Source organism: Nocardia sp. CA-135398, assembly GCF_050955845.1.
Lineage (GTDB): Bacteria > Actinomycetota > Actinomycetes > Mycobacteriales > Mycobacteriaceae > Nocardia.
This window is the reverse complement of record NZ_CP192084.1, coordinates 1,527,276-1,543,712: the sequence shown is the minus strand read 5'-3', so window position 1 is coordinate 1,543,712 and position 16,437 is coordinate 1,527,276. Positions and strand designations below refer to the sequence as shown.

Here is a 16,437-nt window from a genome sequence, read left to right as displayed (position 1 = left end):
GCCGCGCTCGCTCACGAGCCTGCCGAAAAGGCCCCATGCCTTACAGCGCAGCCCGGTCCCGAGCCTTCCGTCGCGACAGTTCGCGACCGCGTTCGGTGGCACCGAGGATGACCTTGCGCACCCGCACGATCTCCGGGGTGACCTCGACACATTCATCGGCGGCACAGAACTCCATCGCCGCCTCCAGGTCGAGCTGCAGCGGCTTGGCGAGCGTCTCCATCACATCCGCGGTCGAGCTGCGCATATTGGTCAGCTTCTTCTCGCGGGTGACATTGATATCGAGATCCTCGGCGCGCGGGTTGATGCCGACGACGTGCCCCTCGTAGGTGTCCGCACCCGGCTCGACGAAGAACTGACCGCGATCGGCGAGCTGGATCATCGCGAACGGGGTCACCGAGCCCGCGCGGTCGGAGACCAGGGATCCGGTGTGGCGGGCCCGGATCTCACCGGCCCACGGTGCGTAGCCGTGCGAGACCGCGTTGGCGATGCCGGTGCCGCGGGTTTCGGTGAGGAAGTCGGTGCGGAAGCCGATCAGGCCGCGCGAGGGAACGATGAACTCCATCCGCACCCAACCGGCGGCGTGGTTGTTCATCTGGACCATCTTGCCCTTGCGGGCGGCCAGCAGCTGGGTGATCGCGCCGAGGTACTCGTCGGGGCAGTCGATGGTCAGCTCTTCGTAGGGCTCGTGCACCTTGCCGTCGACCTGCTTGGTGACCACCTGTGGCTTGCCGACGGTCAACTCGAAGCCCTCGCGACGCATCTGCTCCACCAGGATGGCCAGCGCCAGCTCGCCGCGGCCCTGCACCTCCCAGGCATCGGGGCGGCCGATATCGAGCACACGCAGCGAGACATTGCCGACCAGTTCGGAGTCCAGCCGCGACTTCACCATGCGTGCGGTCAACTTGTGGCCCTGCACCCGGCCGACCAGCGGCGAGGTGTTGGTGCCGATGGTGACCGAGATGGCGGGCTCGTCGACCGTGATGCGCGGCAGCGCAACGGGATTGTCGATATCGGCGAGGGTGTCGCCGATCATGATGTCCGGGATGCCCGCGATGGCGACGATGTCACCGGCCACCGCGACCTCACCGGGCTGACGCTCGACTCCGATGGTCTGCAGCAGCTCGGTGATCTTGACCTGCTTGACCCCGTCGGCGTGCATCCAGGCGACGTTCTGTCCCTTGCGCAACTCACCGCTGTAGATGCGGACCAGCGCGAGCCGACCGAGGAAGGCCGAGGCGTCGAGGTTGGTGACGTGCGCCTGCAGCGGCGCGGTCGGATCGCCCTTGGGCGCCGGGATGTTCTCCAGCAGCACGTCGAACAGCGCGTCCAGGTTCTCCGCGGCCGGGGCGCTGCCGTTCTCGGGACGCTCCTTGGATGCCTTGCCCTCACGCCCGGAGGCGTACAGGACCGGCAGATCCAGCGCGAGTTCGGCGGCCTCGGCTGCCTCGTCGTCCAGATCGGAGGCCAGGTCGAGCAGCAGATCGTGGCTCTCCTCGACGACCTCTTCGATGCGGGCGTCGGGGCGGTCGGTCTTGTTCACCACCAGGATGACCGGCAACTTCGCGGCCAGCGCCTTGCGCAGCACGAAGCGGGTCTGCGGCAACGGTCCCTCGGACGCGTCGACCAGCAGCACGACACCGTCGACCATGGACAGACCGCGCTCGACCTCACCACCGAAGTCGGCGTGGCCGGGGGTATCGATCACGTTGATCACGGTGACCGAACCGTCCGGATGGTGCCGGTGCACCGCGGTGTTCTTGGCGAGAATGGTGATGCCCTTCTCGCGCTCCAGGTCACCGGAGTCCATCACACGATCGACGAGCTCGGCGCGTTCGGCGAAGGCGCCGGACTGGCGCAGCATGGCGTCGACCAGCGTCGTCTTACCGTGGTCGACGTGGGCCACGATGGCGACGTTGCGAAAATCGCGTGCAGACGACACGCCTCAATCCTCCTGCTGTTGGGTGTTGACGTCGGCTGCAACTGATGTTGGCGGGATCGGGACCCTGCGTGGTTACGCAGGCTTCCTCCTCCGGGTCCTGACGCTCACGCCGGGCTCCCTGCAAACAGGTGGAGAATCGATACTCACCGGGCATTGCGGCCAGTTACACAGTACCGGCATCCGAGTGGGTCGCAGACCACGCACTCCGCTAAGGGTATGCTAACCAACCATGGGCAAGGTCAAGGCGAAGAAGGTTTCTAGCCTCAAACCGAAGAAGAAGTGCTGTCGCAAGAAGACGCGCTGCTTGAAGTGCCCCGTTGTCATCATGCGGATGAAACGCCTGGAAGCGGCCGGTTGCTGCGGTAAAGAACTGAAGAAGGGCCTCAAGAAGGCCCGCGCCGCCTGATCGACGAAACCGGATTCGCTGATGCCTTTCCGGCACGCGGGGTACAACTCGGATATGAGCGCTCCGAAATTAACTGAGGCAGAACTCACCGAAGCTTTGACCGAACTGTCGGACTGGACCCGGTCCGGCGACGCCATCACCCGCACGATCGAGGCCAAGACCTTTCCGGCGGGCATCGAACTCGTGCGCCGGGTCGCCGATGTCGCCGAGAACAGGAACCATCATCCGGATATCGATATCCGCTGGCGTCGGGTGACCTTCACCCTCTCCACCCACGACTCGGGCGGACTCACCGCGCTGGACGTGTCGCTGGCTCGCGAGATAGATCGGCTTGCGGCGCAATCCGATTGACCATGCGTCCGGACCAGATCACCCAGCCGTAGAGCACCAGCACGCCGAGCACGTCGACGGCACCGAGCCAGGACAGCACCCCCGGCCGTGAGATCGTCCAGATCGACGGCTGGGCGAACGAGAGCACCCATGGCACGCCGATGAGGGTGGTGACCAACCAATATGCGGCGAGTATCCGCGCGCCGGGCGCCTGCCGCAGCGGCCCGTACACCAACCACATCACGGTGGGCAGCAGCCACACGAAGTGATGCGACCACGAGATGGGCGAAACCATCAGCCCGAACAGTTGCACGATGATCAGGGTGCCCAACCGATCGTCGGGACCCAGTGCGCGCCAAGCGAAGAACGCCAGGACGGCGACCACCACGACGGCCGCCAGCCACCACGGCCCGGATTGGACGTCATGGCCGAGCAGACGACTCAGCGCACCGCGTAGCGACTGATTCCAGACCGAGCCGACCGGACCGATCCGATCCGCGTCACCGAGCAGCGTGCCGAAGTACCGCTTGGCCTCCTTGTGGTTGATCAGGAAGCTGACCCCGACCGTCGCACCGAAAACCACCGCCGACCACACCGCGGTCCCCCACCGCCGCCGCGCCACGAAGTACATCCCCGAAATCGCCGGTGTCAGTTTGATTCCCGCGATCACACCGACCAGGCCACCGGAGAGCCACCATCGCGAACTGCGCACCGCGAGCATGGCCCCGACCACCAGGAACACATTGACCTGGCCGTAGTCGATCGTGGTCCGCACCGGCTCCATCCAGATGCCGATCGCGGTCCACCACACCGCCGCCGTGCGCCACCGCGACTCGCGCATCCGCTCCGCGCCGAGGATCAATTCGAAGGCGATCCAGACCACTACATACAGCGCGACGACGATCGCCAGCAGCCACAGCACCGCGATCACGGTGAACGGAAAGTAGTGCAGCGGAAAGAAGACCAGCGCCGCGAACGGCGGATAGGTGAACGGCAGCGGGAAGTCCGGGGTCTTCTCGGCGTAGGTGAAGTCGTAGAGACGATCGGTGAGCAGGGCCGCCGAACCGTCGACATAGACGTGCAGATCGACGAGATTCATCCCGTTCTTCGTCAGCAGCATCCACAGCAGCCTGGCCAACACGGACAGACCGAGCACCGGCACAGCCAATCGGAGGCTTCGGTTCAATTCGCAGGCTTTCGAGTCGGTTCCGGGAAGGCTGCGACTAGCCTAACCGCCGGCGCGAGAGATCCCATCAATCCCCTGGACCGACCCGGCATGACCAGTCGAGCCACCGGAGGTGGCTGGTTCGGCCACGAACGACTCGGCTCATGCCTTATCCGCGCAGCGTGCGGGGTCGGTCCGGAGAAGGTAGCTTGCGTACCGCACAACTGGCCGAGCAGCCGAGAAACACTGATAACATTTGCATCAACTTTCACTCTGGCAACACCAGAAAAGCGCTAGCGTCTGATAACACTGATCGTCCACAACAGAACTAGGGGCACGTCGGCTGTACAACATGGCGCTCTTGTCCCTAGAGTGACCCCGAAACGATGGCTTTTTGCATCGCTCCTGTGATGTACCCGAGGTTAAGGACGGCTAGACCAGTGCTTCGCACCCGAGGATCGCGGATCATGTTGTCCGCGCTCGCCATCGCAGCGAGCGCTTCGCTCGCCGCGCCGTCGACGGCAGTCGCGGCACCGGCCCCCGCCCCCGTCGCACCGAGGAACACCATTCCGATGGTTCCCGAGGGCGTCCCGATCGATGCGCTCGCCTCGCTGGCCCCGGCCATCGTCGGCGCTATCGCCGGCCCCGCCGATGCCAAGCCGATCGCCGATACCCCGAAGAACGCAATCCTCGACCAGGTCCGGGCGTTGCTCAACGCACTGAACCTGCCGCCGCAGATCAAGTCCACGCTGGAACGGATCATCACCTTCCTGGACGGCAGCGGTGGCGGCGGCCCGGAGGTCCCGCAGGGTGGACCGGCCATCTCCCAGTTCCTGTACCCGACCATCGGTAAGGGCTGCATCGGCCCCGGCGCCGATTCGATCGGCACCGCACTCGCCGTCCCCGGCCCGGCCGAGCTGCCGCCGCCGGGACCGCAGGCCGGTCAGACCGGATTCGTATTCACCGCACTCGGCACCAAGTCGCCGACCCCGGAACAGAATCCGCCGATGACGGTCCAGTGGCTCAACCTCGACACCCGTCAGTCCGGCGTCCAGCCGCTGACCGACGAGGCGCATATCAACCCGGACGGTCCGGCAACGCTTTCGGCGATCGTCAACACCGGCTCGGGCCGGGTCGTCGCGGTCGTCGGCGGTTCGCTGACCACCAAGGCCGAAGATGCCGACCCACGGACCTGCTCGTTCCTGCCGACGCTCGGCTTCTTCACCGTCGCCTAGTTGACGCTCTCGAAGCCCGGTGGCCTTATTGGTCACCGGGCTTCGCACTTGTTGACACACCTACGCGAATCGCGGCGATAGTGCACCGTCGTGAAAGGACTGTGGTAGACCAAAGCCATGGCGACTGTCGATAATTCGCTTCGGTCCGGTCCCACGCTCCGCCCGGGTCACTCGATCCGGAGCAGGCGATCGCGTCGATCGATCCTGTCCATCCGCTCGGAAGGTTCGATCCTGTCCATCGGCTCGGCCTACTCGATCCTATCGATCGGCAGTGTGGGCTCGGTGCTGTCCATCGGGGCCGTCGGCTCCTTCGGCTCGGTGATCTCGTCCTTCTCGATCGGCAGCCTCGGCTCCGCCTTCTCCGGTATCTCGCGCTGGTCGCTGTTCTCCTGGCGCGGCGACCACGAGGCCCCCGACAACCGCCCGACGCTCCGCGTCGTCCCCGACGACGAACCCGAACTCCGCCTCGCCCCCACCTGCCACTGTCAGACCTGATCTCGAGCCGCTAGTTCACCACTGGCCGTATTCGGCGGCGAGGATGTTGTTGACGTCTACGCCGATGCCGTCGATGGCGCGTTTGTCGATTTCGATCTGGTGCAGGTGCGCGGCGGGGTGTACGAAACCCTTGGGCGTGCCCCAATTGTGCTGCCAGTACCAGGAACCCAGGCCAGCGGCGCGTGCCAGTTCGATGGTCGGCGCATTGGCGTAGATGCCGACGTTCTGTTTGCCGAGCACCGACTCCCAGCCGAGGATGTACGGCGCGATCATGGTGGCGAAATCGGCAGGAGTCGGATTGTCGTCGATGGAGGCGTAAATCGGGCGGTTCTCCGGACCGCCCGCGGCCAGATGCAGTTCCAGGCCACGGTCGGCATGCTTCTTGCCCGCCTCCAGACCACCGCGCCAGTCGGCGGTCGAGCCCTTGCCGAACTGGTAGTTCGACACGATCGTCAGTCCGGCGGCGTGTAGCTGGTCGACCTCCTTGGCGCGCAGTGGCTTCCCCTCCATCCATTCGGCGCCCGGACGGCGATCGGAGACGTAGCGGATGACGCCGAGGTGACCGTCATCCAGGATCGCGCCCGCGGACGGAACGCCGCCCGCGTAGTCGACGAGGGTGCCGAGCACACCGGCCGCCGAAGCGCGGGGGGCGGCGATTCCGACGGCGGCGGCCGCGGCGGTGTAGGCGAACAACTTGCGGCGAGACACAGAAATGGAACGCATCGCAGGACTCCTTCGCGCAACCCCGACCATGGACAGGTAGCGTGCCCGGCGCACCTTCCCCAAGGTTCACTTGCGCGCCGGGAGCCTCGAACGTGCACTAATTTCACCATATTCACATTGGAACCGCTAGACCCACTGGAAACAGGACTTCACACTTGCCACACAGGTCAAGGGGCGGGTTCTAGGCGATCCCATCGATGCGTGCCGCGACATCGATCGTGCGACCGGAACTGTCGCCGAGCTCGGCGCGCACCACCTCGGCCACCTGCGCGACGACCTGCTTCTTGATACCGGCGAGCGCACCGAGCGTGGCCGCCCGCATGCCGTGCGCCTTGAACTCCAGCCGCAGGTCATCGGGTGCTGGCGGCGGCACATCGACGACGATCAGCAGCGGATCGGCCGCCCGCGCGGTCAGCACCAGTGGTATCTCGACATCGGCGCGATAGTGGTTGGCCTTGAGCACGTCGACGGTGATATCCAGGCTCACCGGCAGTGTCAGATCGAAGGACACCGGCTCGTCCGAGCGATCCGTCAGCCGCGGCGTTCGAACATTGCCATGCACCGTGACGGTGGCGGAGTCGCGCGGTCCGGTGCGCAGCGGCCCGACCTCGATGGAACGGCCAGCCATTTGCTCGACGAATTCGAAGACCCGATCGCGGGTCACGATGCGAGAGAAGAACTGATGTCCGAATTCGTCGTAGCCGATCCAGTCGAATTCGGCCTGGTCGACGCGCTCGGAACGGACGCCGTTGATGATGGCCTCGACGTCGAAGACGCGCCCGCGGCGCGCCTGCGGTTCGGCCAGCATCGCATTCACCCGATTGGCGACCTCGCGCTGCACCACCCCGGCGATCGGATCGAGCAACCATTCCCAGGCCGAGTCGATGGCTTGGGCGCGCAGCACGAAGCTGACATCACGCGAGGTGATCGGCGGGATATCGATGACGATGAGCAGCGGGTCGGCGGTGCGCGCATGCAGGGTGAGATCGATTTCGGCGACCGCCTCCAGCCGCATTTTCCGCCCGCCGAGCAGCACCTTCACCGACATCGTCAGCGGGACGGTCACCTCGAAGGTGACGTGCGGGCCGTTGCGCAGAATGACCGGCCTGCCCACCTTGCCCTCGGCCATGAATCCGGCCAAACCCACCGGTCCGAGAGAAAACGGGCCGATTGCGATGCCGTGATCGGTCATCGCGGAGACCGCGGCCTCGATCCGTTCGGCCGTCACCGCGTGCGTGACGAACCGTTCCCCGAAGTCGGCGTAGTCGATCCATACCGGATGATCGGTCTTTTCCTCGATTGGCAGCATCAGAGTTTCCGAAACCCTCACCTCTCAACGGACAACCGACACGGTACGCGACGCAGATTTCGGCGAGGTCGGGCCGACATGCCCCCACCCGGAGGTCCCTGTCCTGCTGATGAGGGGGTAGCAGGACAGGGACCGAAAGACGGCGCTGCCGGGCGCCGCCTAGTCAATGGTAAGTGCTGGCGGAGGACCCGCCGACAATGCACAGCCACTGGGAAGACGGGCTGATACCAACCCTATTCACAAACGACCGAATCCCACCACCCCCGGCACCTCCGCGAGTGTGAAACGGTGGAGGGCGACCTGACCGAATTCATTGCCGCCGATGGTCGTCACGGTCCCGTTCGCGGCCGTGAGCACGAAATTCGTGTGCTGGGTGAAGGGGCTCCCCTCGGCGTAGAGCAGCACGTCACCGGTGCGCGGCTGATATCCCGAACCGATCGGCGCGAAGCGGTCCGCGCCCTGGTAGTACTCCTGCAGCGTGTACACGCCCGGAATCCGCCACGAGCCGGAATTCGGATTGGCCAGCGGCGCACCCGCCTCCCGCAGCACCCAGCTGACGAAGTCGGCGCACCAGGGTTCGGCGGCCCCCTCGGCGTACTTCGGGCCGTCGCCCGGTGCCTTGAATTCGCGTTCGAGGACCGCGACGATCCGTCCCTGAGCGGGATCCAGCCCGGACCTGTCGATCGTGGGAAATGTGGTCAAGCGGTCTCCGACGATTGCGGGCTGTGCGCGCTCCTGCCACCAGCGCACCCCGCCGGCCCCCGCCGCGACCAGCGCAACCAGTACCAGGCCCAGCACCGGCCACCAATACCGTCGACGCTCACCCACCTCGTGTTCGGACATACTCCCCCTCCAGGCTTTCGACTTCTGATCATCAGTACGAACGGACTCGCCTCGAGGTTCCCGCGAATGTGGTTGGGTTTCAATAGGATGAGTACCGGGCAGTCTCTCGAAGGCATAGCGGCAGTTGACGATTGCCGTACTGCAATCTCGTCCCGGCCGAGTGGCCGACGCGATAGTCTCCGAGGACACCGGGCGACGGGGAGGTACGGCCCTGGACACACTGTGGACGTTCGTGGTGCATCGGCGCGCACAGCTGGTCACCGATTCGTATTTGCATGTCTCGGCGGTGGTGCAGTCGATACTGCTCGCGACGATCGTGGCCGTGCTGATCGGCATCCTGGTCTACCGCAGCCCATTCGGCTCCTCGGTGGCTACGGCGCTGGCCAGCGCGATACTCACCGTTCCATCGTTCGCGCTGCTCGGCCTGCTGATTCCGTTCCTCGGGCTCGGTGTCGGACCGACGATCACCGCACTGGTGCTCTATGCCCTGCTGCCGATACTGCGCAACACCATCATCGGGTTGGCCTCGGTGGATCCGGCGATCGTGGACGCCGCGCGCGGGGTCGGGATGAATCGGCTGCGGGTACTCGCACGCATCGAATTGCCGCTGGCCTGGCCATCGATTCTGACCGGAATGCGGGTCAGCACCCAGATGATCATGGGCATTCTGGCCATTGCCGCCTACGCCAAAGGACCCGGACTCGGCAATCTGATCTTCTCCGGTCTGGCCCGGCTCGGTAGTCCGAATGCGGTGCCGCAGGCGCTGGTCGGCACGATCCTGATCGTCGTCCTCGCGCTGATCCTCGATGGGATCTTCGTCATCGTCGGGCGACTCACCACCTCGAGGGGAATACGTGACTGATACCGAAATCCGCGGCGACAGTATGACATCGGCGGTATCCGGCGTCGAGATCGTGCTCGATGACGTCACCAAACACTATCCCGGACAACATGATCCGGCGGTAGACCGGGTTTCGCTGACCATCCCAGCTGGCGAAATCGTTGTCCTGGTCGGACCGTCCGGCTGCGGTAAGACCACCACCATGCGGATGATCAACCGCCTCATCGAGCCGACCTCGGGCACCATCACGATCGGCGGACGCGATGTCACCGGCGTCGATCCGGACCAATTGCGCAGGGGCATCGGCTATTCCATCCAGCAGGCCGGGTTGTTCCCGCATCTGACGGTCGCGAAAAACGTTGCGACAGTGCCCGGTCTGATCGGCTGGAACCGCAAGAAGGTCGCCGCGCGGACCGATGAAATGCTCGAACTGGTCGGCCTCGATCCCGATACCTACCGCCACCGCTATCCCAGGCAGCTCTCGGGCGGACAGCAGCAGCGTGTCGGGGTGGCCCGCGCATTGGCCGCCGATCCGCCGGTGCTGTTGATGGACGAGCCGTTCGGCGCGGTCGATCCGATCACCCGCGGCCTGCTGCAGGACGAGTTGCTGCGCCTGCAATCCGAACTGGGTAAGACCATCGTGTTCGTCACCCACGATTTCAACGAGGCGGTGAAACTCGGCGATCGAATCGCGGTGCTGGGCAACCGATCTCGAATCCTGCAATATGACACACCGGCGGCGATACTGGCCGATCCCGCGGATGAGACAGTAGCGGGCTTCGTCGGCGCGGATGCCTCGCTCAAACAGCTCACCCTGACCCGAGTCCGCGATGTCGAACTCGGCAGCTGCCCGACGGCACCGGAATCCGATTCGGTCGACAATCTCCGCGCCGCGCTGGCCGGACTCGATTGGCCGTGGGCACTGATACTCGACGCGCAGCAGCGGCCGCTGCGCTGGGTGTCGAGGGTGCAACTGGCACAGGCGGATTCGTTGCGCGCTGTCGGATCTCCGGTCGGTGAGCAGTTGTCGCTGCAGTCGACACTGCAGGATGCGTTGGAGGCGTTGCTTGCCGAGCAGACCGCGACCGCGGTCGTCACCGGTCGACGCGGCGAATACGCCGGATTGATCACGATCGATACGCTCGTCGGCCATTTGTCGGCCATGCGCGCCACACATGCGGGCGCGGAGACGGATGCGACGACATGACCACGGCGACCACCGCACCGGCCACGGCATCGCCGACGACACTGCGTCGGGCCGAACGCATTCGGCTGCTCGTCCAGCCCGCGCTCGTGCTGGTACTCACCGCGGGTGTGCTGGTGTGGGCATTCCGGCGCGATCTCACCGCCACTCAGCAGGCCAGTATCAGCGTATCCAATATCGCGACCGTCACCTGGCAGCATGTGTTGATCACCGCGACGGTGGTGGTGATCGTCATCGCGGTGGCGGTGCCGCTGGGCACACTGCTCACCCGGCCCGGATATCGCCGTCTTGCACCGCTTTTCGTCGGTGTCGCCAATGTCGGCGCCGCCGCTCCCGCGATCGGTCTGATCGTGCTGTTCTATCTCGCCACCCGGACCACCGGGTTCTGGATCGGCGTCGCGCCGATCGCCTTCTATTCGCTGCTTCCGGTGCTGCGCAATACGATCCTGGGCTACCAGCAGGTGGATCCGGCGGTCATCGATGCCGGACGCGGCCAGGGCATGTCGGCGCTGACGGTATTGCGCCGCATCGAATTTCCGCTCGCCATCCCCTATATCCTTGCCGGGCTGCGCACCTCGCTGGTGCTGGCCGTCGGCACCGCGACGCTGTCGTTCCTGGTGAGCGCGGGTGGCCTCGGCATTCTGATCGATACCGGGTACAAGCTGCGCGATAACGTCACGCTGGTGGTGGGAGCCGTCTTGGCGGTCGCGCTCGCGCTACTTGTCGATTGGCTGGGCGCATTGGCCGAACAGTACCTGGGGCCGAGGGGGTTGAAGTGAGGGCGTTGGCACTGGGTCTTGCGGCCGTATTCGCATTGAGCGCCTGCGGATTACAGTCCGGGAGTGCGGTGCCGCTGCGGGTGGGTCCGGGCAGTATTCGGCCGGTGCCTGAGCTCGACGGCGTGTCGATTACGGTGGGTTCCAAGGATTTCACCGAGCAGAACATTCTCGGGTATCTCATCGAATTCGCGCTGTCCGCGGCGGGTGCGCAGGTACGGGATCTGACGAATATCCAGGGCTCCAACAGTGTTCGGGACGCCCAGCTGCACGGTCAGATCGATATCTCCTACGAATACACCGGAACCGGGTGGATCAATTATCTCGGCAACGAGACACCGATTCCCGACGAGGTCGGGCAGTTCGAGGCGGTTCGCGACGCGGACCTGGCCGCGCACGACATCGTGTGGACGGATATGGCCCCGATGAACAACACCTACGCGCTGGTGATGAGCGGCAACACCGCGAAGGAAACGGGTGTCGTCACGTTGTCCGATTACGCTCGGCTGATCGCTACCGATCCGGCTGCCGCCGCGACGTGCGTCGGCACCGAATTCAATGTGCGCCAGGACGGTTATCCCGGATTGGCGCGCAAGTACGGTATCGATGTCGGCAAGGTGCACAAGCAGATCGTGCAGGATGCGGTGGTCTATCAGGCGACCGCCGACGCCGAGCAGTGCCGGTTCGGTTCGGTCGCCGCCACCGACGGCCGAATTCCGGCGCTCGGGCTCGTCTTGCTGAAGGACGATCTGGGCTTCTTCCCGAAATACAATGCGGCACTGGTGATACGCAAGTCCTTCGCCGACGCGCATCCACAGGTCGCCGACATCATGGCGCCGATATCGAAGAAGCTGACCAATGAGGCGATCACCGAATTGAATCGCCAGGTCGACGTGGACGGCCGCGAACCGGCCGAGGTGGCACGGGATTGGATGGTGGCGGAAGGTTTCGTCACTGCTCGCTGAAATGGGTCTGAGCGTGCAGACTGCCCGCTCAGACCCATTCGAATCAGGCCTGCGGATCGCGTCCCAGGTAGCGCAGCAACTCGGCGACCGCGGTGTCCCCCTCCGCGCCGTCGACGATCGCGGCGTACGCGCCCCACTGACGCAGCGGCTCAACGATTTCCGCCTCCGGCCCACCGCCGGGAGCCGGATTCATGGTCCGTGCCGCAGTGAGCAGGTGAGCGGCGAGTTCGTCGTTCAACGGTGACGGCTGTCCGGTCGCGATCGCGATATCCCAGGCGTGCACGGCCGCGTCCAGTGCGCACATCACCGCGGCGACCGGGGTCGGCAGCGCGCCGTGCGGCAGCGGCGTGGGCACGGACTCGGTCTCGTCGGTGACGGTGGCCCAGGCGGTCGCGGTCTGCTCGACCGCATCGCGCACCAACTCGGCGGCGGTGCCCTCGATGGCTCCGGACGGTGCGAAGGGGTTGTAGCTGGGGCCGATTCCGATACCGAGCGCCGCGGCAAACGCGAGCTGATCGCCCGCGGCGTGCTGAATCACCTGCGTGACATCCCATTCCGAGCACGGGGTCGGCAACTGCCACTGGTCGTCGCGGGTACCCGCGACCACATCGGTCAGCGCGCGGTAGGAGGTGGCGAGGACATCGCGCCAGACCGGGCGCAGGGTCGCGGTGGCTTCGGCGGCAGTGGTGATGTTCATGGCTGGCCTTTCTCGGTCCTTCTTGCTGATGTCACCAAGCCTATGCGGCTATTAGGCTAGTTTCGTTCCTAATAAATCGACTTCATCCAAAAACTTTCGGAGGCGACGGTGGCGGCAACCACGACACGAGTTCTGCGCCTGCTCTCGCTGCTGCAGGACCGCGCGCATACCGGCCGTGAGCTGGCCGAACGGCTCGACATCACGGATCGGACGCTACGCAATGACATCCAGCGACTGCGCGAACTCGGCTATCCGGTGCACGCCGAGCGGGGCGCGATCGGCGGTTACCGGCTCGGTCGCGGCAGCACCATGCCGCCGCTACTGCTCGACGACGATGAGGCCGTCGCGGTGGCCGTGGCCATCGGCCTGGCCGAGGACGGCTCCACCGGCATCGCCGATATCACCCAGAACGCCGCCCGCGCACTGGCGAAACTCGAACAGATCCTGCCGAAACGCTTGCAGCGCAAGGTGACCGCGCTGCGCAACGCGACCGCCATCGGACCGGCGACCACCGGTTCCCGCGAACCGGATGCCCCGGTCCCGGCCGCGATCCTGACCACCCTCGCGAGCGCCATCCGCGACGGCGCCACCGTGCGGATCGGACCGGATGCCGACGCGGACAACGAAATCGAGCCCTACCGGCTGATCAACTGGCAGCGCCGCTGGTATCTGGTCGCCTATGACCTCGAAACCCATTCCTGGCGTGCGATTCCCGTTGCCCAGGTACAGCGCGCCGTCGCGGGGTCGCGCCGCTTCGCCGCACGGTCACTGCCCGATGACGATCTGGTGGCCTTCGTCATGCGCCATATCGCCAGCACGGGTTGGCAGGTGCATGCCCGGGTGACCGTGCTGGCGCCGGCCGAGACGGTGATCGCCCGCATCAATCCGGCCGTCGGCGTGGTGGAGGCTGTCGACGCCGATACCTGCATCCTGCTGACCGGCGCGGATGCCCTGGAGACCATTGCCATCTACCTGAGCATGCTGATGATGGACTTCCGGGTCGACGGCCCGCCGGAACTGGTCGCGCACCTGCGCACTCTCGCGCGGCGTTATACCGAGTCGGTCGAACTGGCACCGTAGCGTTATCCAACGTCGCGGCAATGCTTTTCGGTCGAAGTTAGGTTTGAACGGGGGGGATCGGCCCCTTGATCCCGAGGGACTCAGGAGGCAGAACATCATGGCGGACACCCGCCCTTCGATCGCCCGCTATCTGCGTGAACGGCGTGCAGCGGCCGGACTCACCCAGGCCGCGATGGCCGTGGCCACCGGGTTCCCGCAGACGGTGATCGAGGACTTCGAACGGGGCGTGGTCGCGCCGACCTCGGCGACGCTGGGCCGGTTGTTCGACGCGCTTGGCGTACCGGTGTTCTACCGCGACCACATCGTGAGCCTCACTCAGGCGAGCCAGTTTCCGGACACCTTCGGCCCCATGCCCAGCATGCCGCTGCCCACCGATCTGCGCACTTTGCGCAGCCTGACCCTGCCCGCCTGGTTCCAGATCGTGCCCACCTTCGATCTGGTCGCCGCGAACTCCGCCTACCTGCGACTATTTCCCGGTCTCGCGCCCGGCGACAATATCCTCGAGTGGACGATGCTGAATCCGAACGCCAGGCAGGCCGTGCACGAGTGGCACAAGGAAGCGCATCTGATGGTCTACGCGCTGCGGATGATGGCGCCTGGCCTGGTGCCCCAGGAACGGCTGGACAAGATCATCTCCGCCTGCCGGTCGGCGCCGGAGTGGGAGCAGCTCTGGCTCACCGATGTGGCACCGGCCGATATCGCCAGACAATGGATCCACGTCCGCGATCCGGCACGCCGCGAACTGCGCCGAATGACATTGAACGTCTTCATGTCCGAGTTTCCGCGGCGGCCGTGGTGGATGTACACCCTGGTGCCGATCGACTGAACCGACCCGGCCATGGAAACGACAACGGGGCCGATCCTCGCCGTTGCGGATCGGCCCCGCGGCCGTTCGGGATGGTGACCCGATGATCAGGCGTGCCCGGCCTTTTCGGCGGCATCGGCTGCCTTGCGCATCGGAATGACCAGCGTCAACACGATGGCGACCAGGGCCGCGGCGGTGGCGATCAGGAACGTGGTGTGGAAGCCGTCGCGCGAGGGCAGCACATGCGAGCCGAGCTGGATCGTCATATGCGCGAGCACCACGCTCATCACCGCCGACGAGGTCGAGGTACCGATCGAGCGCATCAGTGAATTGAGGCCGTTGGCCGCGGCGGTCTCGGTGACCGGCACCGCGCCCATGATCAGCGCGGGCATCGCGGCATAGGCCAGACCGACACCACCCGCGACGATCATCGCCGCGATCATGAGCTCCCAGACGCTGTTCATCAGCACCACGGCACACAGATAGCCGATCGCGATCACCGCCGAGCCGAGCGCCAGCGTGATCTTCGGGCCGCGTGCCGCAGACAGCCGCGCCGAGACCGGCGAAAGCAGGATCATCACGAATCCCGTTGGGGCCAATGCCAATCCGGCATTGACCATGGACAGCCCGAATCCGTATCCGGTCTGCTCCGGCGCCATCATCAGCTGGGGAAAGGTCAACGACATGCCGTAGAGCGCGAACCCGACCGCGATGGAAGCGAGGTTGGTGAACAGCACCCGCGGCCGCGCCGAGACCCGCAGGTCGACCAGCGGCGAGCGCTGCTTCAGTTCGAAGAAGCCCCAGATGAGGAAGGCCACCAACGACAGTGCGAACAGGGCGAGCGTGCTGGCACTGCCCCAGCCCCAATCCGCACCCTTGGTGATCGGAATCAGCAAGGCCAGCAACGCAATCGACAGTCCGAGCGCACCACCGAAATCGAACCGCGCCGGTGTGCGCACCGGTGACTCCGGTACGAAGACGAAAACCAGTGCGGCACAGACGACACCGAGCCCGGCCGCGGTCCAGAACAGCATGTGCCAGTCCGCATTCTGCGCGATCGCCGCCGCCAGCGGCAGGCCGAGCGCACCGCCGACGCCGAGCGTGGCACTCATGATCGCCATCGCGGAACCCACCTTCTCGGCGGGCAATTCGTCACGCATGATGCTGATGCCGAGCGGGATCGCGCCGACCGCCGCACCCTGCAGCGAGCGCCCGATGATTTCGGGAGCCAGCGAGGAGAACAGCGCGCACACCACCGAACCGGCGACCAGCGATACCAGATTGGCGAACAGCACCCGGCGCTTGCCGAACATATCGCCGAGTCGGCCGCTGATCGGGGTCGCCACGGCACCGGCCAGCAGGGTCGCGGTGATTACCCAGGACGCATTGGACGCCGAGGTGTCCAGCAGCGTCGGCAGCGTGGGAATGATCGGAATGACCAGCGTCTGCATCAGCGACACGACCACACCGACCATGCCGAGGGTCGCGATGAGCAGGCCGGATGCCGGACGGCGCCGAGCGTCGTCCTCGGTGACGGTCGAAGACGCGTCGGCTGCTACAGTCATGAATATGTACGGTACATATCATATGTATCGTGCACAATTTGCCATCGACGTGATTCAGC

Annotated in this window: 17 protein-coding genes; 10 read left to right on the top strand and 7 right to left on the bottom strand. The window is 65.5% G+C overall.

The genetic code is table 11. The features are described 5' to 3' along the window. Positions 1-40: 40 nt before the first annotated feature. Positions 41-1,939 carry a translational GTPase TypA gene (gene typA / locus ACQP1T_RS06915; protein WP_433759106.1) on the bottom strand — a complete coding sequence of 633 codons (1,899 nt, stop codon included), beginning with the start codon at positions 1,937-1,939 and terminating at the stop codon, positions 41-43. Between the two features lie 229 nt (positions 1,940-2,168). Here typA and ACQP1T_RS06910 point away from each other — a divergent pair, with 229 nt between their 5' ends. Together ACQP1T_RS06910 and ACQP1T_RS06905 are read left to right on the top strand one after the other, a co-directional pair. After that, positions 2,169-2,345 carry a hypothetical protein gene (locus ACQP1T_RS06910; protein ID WP_085998628.1) on the top strand — a complete coding sequence of 59 codons (177 nt, stop codon included), beginning with the start codon at positions 2,169-2,171 and terminating at the stop codon, positions 2,343-2,345. Between the two features lie 54 nt (positions 2,346-2,399). Further along, on the top strand, positions 2,400-2,696 hold the full coding sequence (locus tag ACQP1T_RS06905; protein WP_433759105.1) for a 4a-hydroxytetrahydrobiopterin dehydratase: 297 nt from the start codon (positions 2,400-2,402) through the stop codon (positions 2,694-2,696). Here the strand turns inward: ACQP1T_RS06905 and ACQP1T_RS06900 are convergent. Beyond that, positions 2,635-3,861, bottom strand: a complete 1,227-nt coding sequence (locus ACQP1T_RS06900; RefSeq protein ID WP_433759104.1) for a mannosyltransferase — start codon at positions 3,859-3,861, stop codon at positions 2,635-2,637. The two genes, ACQP1T_RS06905 and ACQP1T_RS06900, sit on opposite strands and share 62 nt — an antisense overlap. 446 nt (positions 3,862-4,307) lie before the next feature. Here ACQP1T_RS06900 and ACQP1T_RS06895 point away from each other — a divergent pair, with 446 nt between their 5' ends. Both ACQP1T_RS06895 and ACQP1T_RS06890 read left to right on the top strand, forming a co-directional pair. Next, positions 4,308-5,075, top strand: coding sequence for an Rv1157c family protein (locus ACQP1T_RS06895; RefSeq protein ID WP_433759103.1), 768 nt, complete (start codon positions 4,308-4,310; stop codon positions 5,073-5,075). A 117-nt stretch (positions 5,076-5,192) separates the two neighbouring features. Beyond that, a complete protein-coding gene (locus ACQP1T_RS06890; protein ID WP_433759102.1) occupies positions 5,193-5,570 on the top strand; it encodes a hypothetical protein in 378 nt (125 codons plus the stop codon). 15 nt (positions 5,571-5,585) lie between these two features. On the opposite strand, the gene ACQP1T_RS06885 is transcribed toward ACQP1T_RS06890, so the two are convergent. The 3 genes from ACQP1T_RS06885 to ACQP1T_RS06875 all read right to left on the bottom strand — a co-directional run bounded on the left by ACQP1T_RS06885 (position 5,586) and on the right by ACQP1T_RS06875 (position 8,445). Continuing rightward, the gene (locus tag ACQP1T_RS06885) at positions 5,586-6,293 is read right to left on the bottom strand and encodes a DUF1906 domain-containing protein (protein ID WP_433759101.1); all 708 of its coding nucleotides are present in this window, start codon (positions 6,291-6,293) and stop codon (positions 5,586-5,588) included. A 181-nt stretch (positions 6,294-6,474) separates the two neighbouring features. After that, positions 6,475-7,602: a hypothetical protein gene (locus tag ACQP1T_RS06880; protein WP_433759100.1), complete on the bottom strand. Its 1,128-nt coding sequence runs from the start codon at positions 7,600-7,602 to the stop codon at positions 6,475-6,477. A gap of 237 nt (positions 7,603-7,839) precedes the next feature. Continuing rightward, positions 7,840-8,445 carry a CHAP domain-containing protein gene (locus ACQP1T_RS06875; RefSeq protein WP_433759099.1) on the bottom strand — a complete coding sequence of 202 codons (606 nt, stop codon included), beginning with the start codon at positions 8,443-8,445 and terminating at the stop codon, positions 7,840-7,842. 211 nt (positions 8,446-8,656) lie between these two features. Between ACQP1T_RS06875 and ACQP1T_RS06870 the strand changes: the two genes are divergently transcribed. The 4 genes from ACQP1T_RS06870 to ACQP1T_RS06855 are packed head-to-tail and all read left to right on the top strand — an operon-like array spanning position 8,657 to position 12,231. Further along, complete coding sequence (locus tag ACQP1T_RS06870) at positions 8,657-9,307, top strand: ABC transporter permease (RefSeq protein ID WP_433762021.1); 651 nt, start codon at positions 8,657-8,659, stop codon at positions 9,305-9,307. A gap of 22 nt (positions 9,308-9,329) precedes the next feature. Then, a complete protein-coding gene (locus ACQP1T_RS06865; protein ID WP_433762019.1) occupies positions 9,330-10,493 on the top strand; it encodes an ABC transporter ATP-binding protein in 1,164 nt (387 codons plus the stop codon). Next, positions 10,490-11,269: an ABC transporter permease gene (locus ACQP1T_RS06860; RefSeq protein ID WP_433759098.1), complete on the top strand. Its 780-nt coding sequence runs from the start codon at positions 10,490-10,492 to the stop codon at positions 11,267-11,269. Before ACQP1T_RS06865 ends, ACQP1T_RS06860 begins: the two co-directional genes overlap by 4 nt. Next, positions 11,266-12,231 carry a glycine betaine ABC transporter substrate-binding protein gene (locus ACQP1T_RS06855; RefSeq protein ID WP_433759097.1) on the top strand — a complete coding sequence of 322 codons (966 nt, stop codon included), beginning with the start codon at positions 11,266-11,268 and terminating at the stop codon, positions 12,229-12,231. Before ACQP1T_RS06860 ends, ACQP1T_RS06855 begins: the two co-directional genes overlap by 4 nt. A 43-nt stretch (positions 12,232-12,274) precedes the next feature. Here the strand turns inward: ACQP1T_RS06855 and ACQP1T_RS06850 are convergent, their stop codons facing one another. Next, positions 12,275-12,928, bottom strand: coding sequence for a TIGR03086 family metal-binding protein (locus ACQP1T_RS06850; RefSeq protein ID WP_433759096.1), 654 nt, complete (start codon positions 12,926-12,928; stop codon positions 12,275-12,277). A 108-nt stretch (positions 12,929-13,036) separates the two neighbouring features. Here ACQP1T_RS06850 and ACQP1T_RS06845 point away from each other — a divergent pair, with 108 nt between their 5' ends. Then, complete coding sequence (locus ACQP1T_RS06845; protein WP_433759094.1) at positions 13,037-14,008, top strand: helix-turn-helix transcriptional regulator; 972 nt, start codon at positions 13,037-13,039, stop codon at positions 14,006-14,008. A 97-nt stretch (positions 14,009-14,105) separates the two neighbouring features. Beyond that, entirely contained in the window at positions 14,106-14,834 is a 729-nt protein-coding gene (locus ACQP1T_RS06840) for a helix-turn-helix domain-containing protein (RefSeq protein WP_433759093.1), read from the top strand. Between the two features lie 86 nt (positions 14,835-14,920). On the opposite strand, the gene ACQP1T_RS06835 is transcribed toward ACQP1T_RS06840, so the two are convergent. After that, positions 14,921-16,378 (bottom strand): MFS transporter, encoded by a 1,458-nt coding sequence (locus tag ACQP1T_RS06835; protein WP_433759092.1) that lies wholly within the window; start codon positions 16,376-16,378, stop codon positions 14,921-14,923. Positions 16,379-16,437 lie beyond the last annotated feature (59 nt).

What these genes read in the sequence shown, in the direction of transcription:
- ACQP1T_RS06910 (WP_085998628.1), top strand. Translation starts at nt 2,169, where the DNA reads ATGGGCAAGGTCAAGGCGAAGAAGGTTTCTAGCCTCAAACCGAAGAAG.
- ACQP1T_RS06905 (WP_433759105.1), top strand. Translation starts at nt 2,400, where the DNA reads ATGAGCGCTCCGAAATTAACTGAGGCAGAACTCACCGAAGCTTTGACC.
- ACQP1T_RS06895 (WP_433759103.1), top strand. Translation starts at nt 4,308, where the DNA reads ATGTTGTCCGCGCTCGCCATCGCAGCGAGCGCTTCGCTCGCCGCGCCG.
- ACQP1T_RS06890 (WP_433759102.1), top strand. Translation starts at nt 5,193, where the DNA reads ATGGCGACTGTCGATAATTCGCTTCGGTCCGGTCCCACGCTCCGCCCG.
- ACQP1T_RS06885 (WP_433759101.1), bottom strand. Translation starts at nt 6,293, where the DNA reads ATGCGTTCCATTTCTGTGTCTCGCCGCAAGTTGTTCGCCTACACCGCC.
- ACQP1T_RS06880 (WP_433759100.1), bottom strand. Translation starts at nt 7,602, where the DNA reads ATGCTGCCAATCGAGGAAAAGACCGATCATCCGGTATGGATCGACTAC.
- ACQP1T_RS06875 (WP_433759099.1), bottom strand. Translation starts at nt 8,445, where the DNA reads ATGTCCGAACACGAGGTGGGTGAGCGTCGACGGTATTGGTGGCCGGTG.
- ACQP1T_RS06865 (WP_433762019.1), top strand. Translation starts at nt 9,330, where the DNA reads ATGACATCGGCGGTATCCGGCGTCGAGATCGTGCTCGATGACGTCACC.
- ACQP1T_RS06860 (WP_433759098.1), top strand. Translation starts at nt 10,490, where the DNA reads ATGACCACGGCGACCACCGCACCGGCCACGGCATCGCCGACGACACTG.
- ACQP1T_RS06850 (WP_433759096.1), bottom strand. Translation starts at nt 12,928, where the DNA reads ATGAACATCACCACTGCCGCCGAAGCCACCGCGACCCTGCGCCCGGTC.
- ACQP1T_RS06840 (WP_433759093.1), top strand. Translation starts at nt 14,106, where the DNA reads ATGGCGGACACCCGCCCTTCGATCGCCCGCTATCTGCGTGAACGGCGT.
- ACQP1T_RS06835 (WP_433759092.1), bottom strand. Translation starts at nt 16,378, where the DNA reads ATGACTGTAGCAGCCGACGCGTCTTCGACCGTCACCGAGGACGACGCT.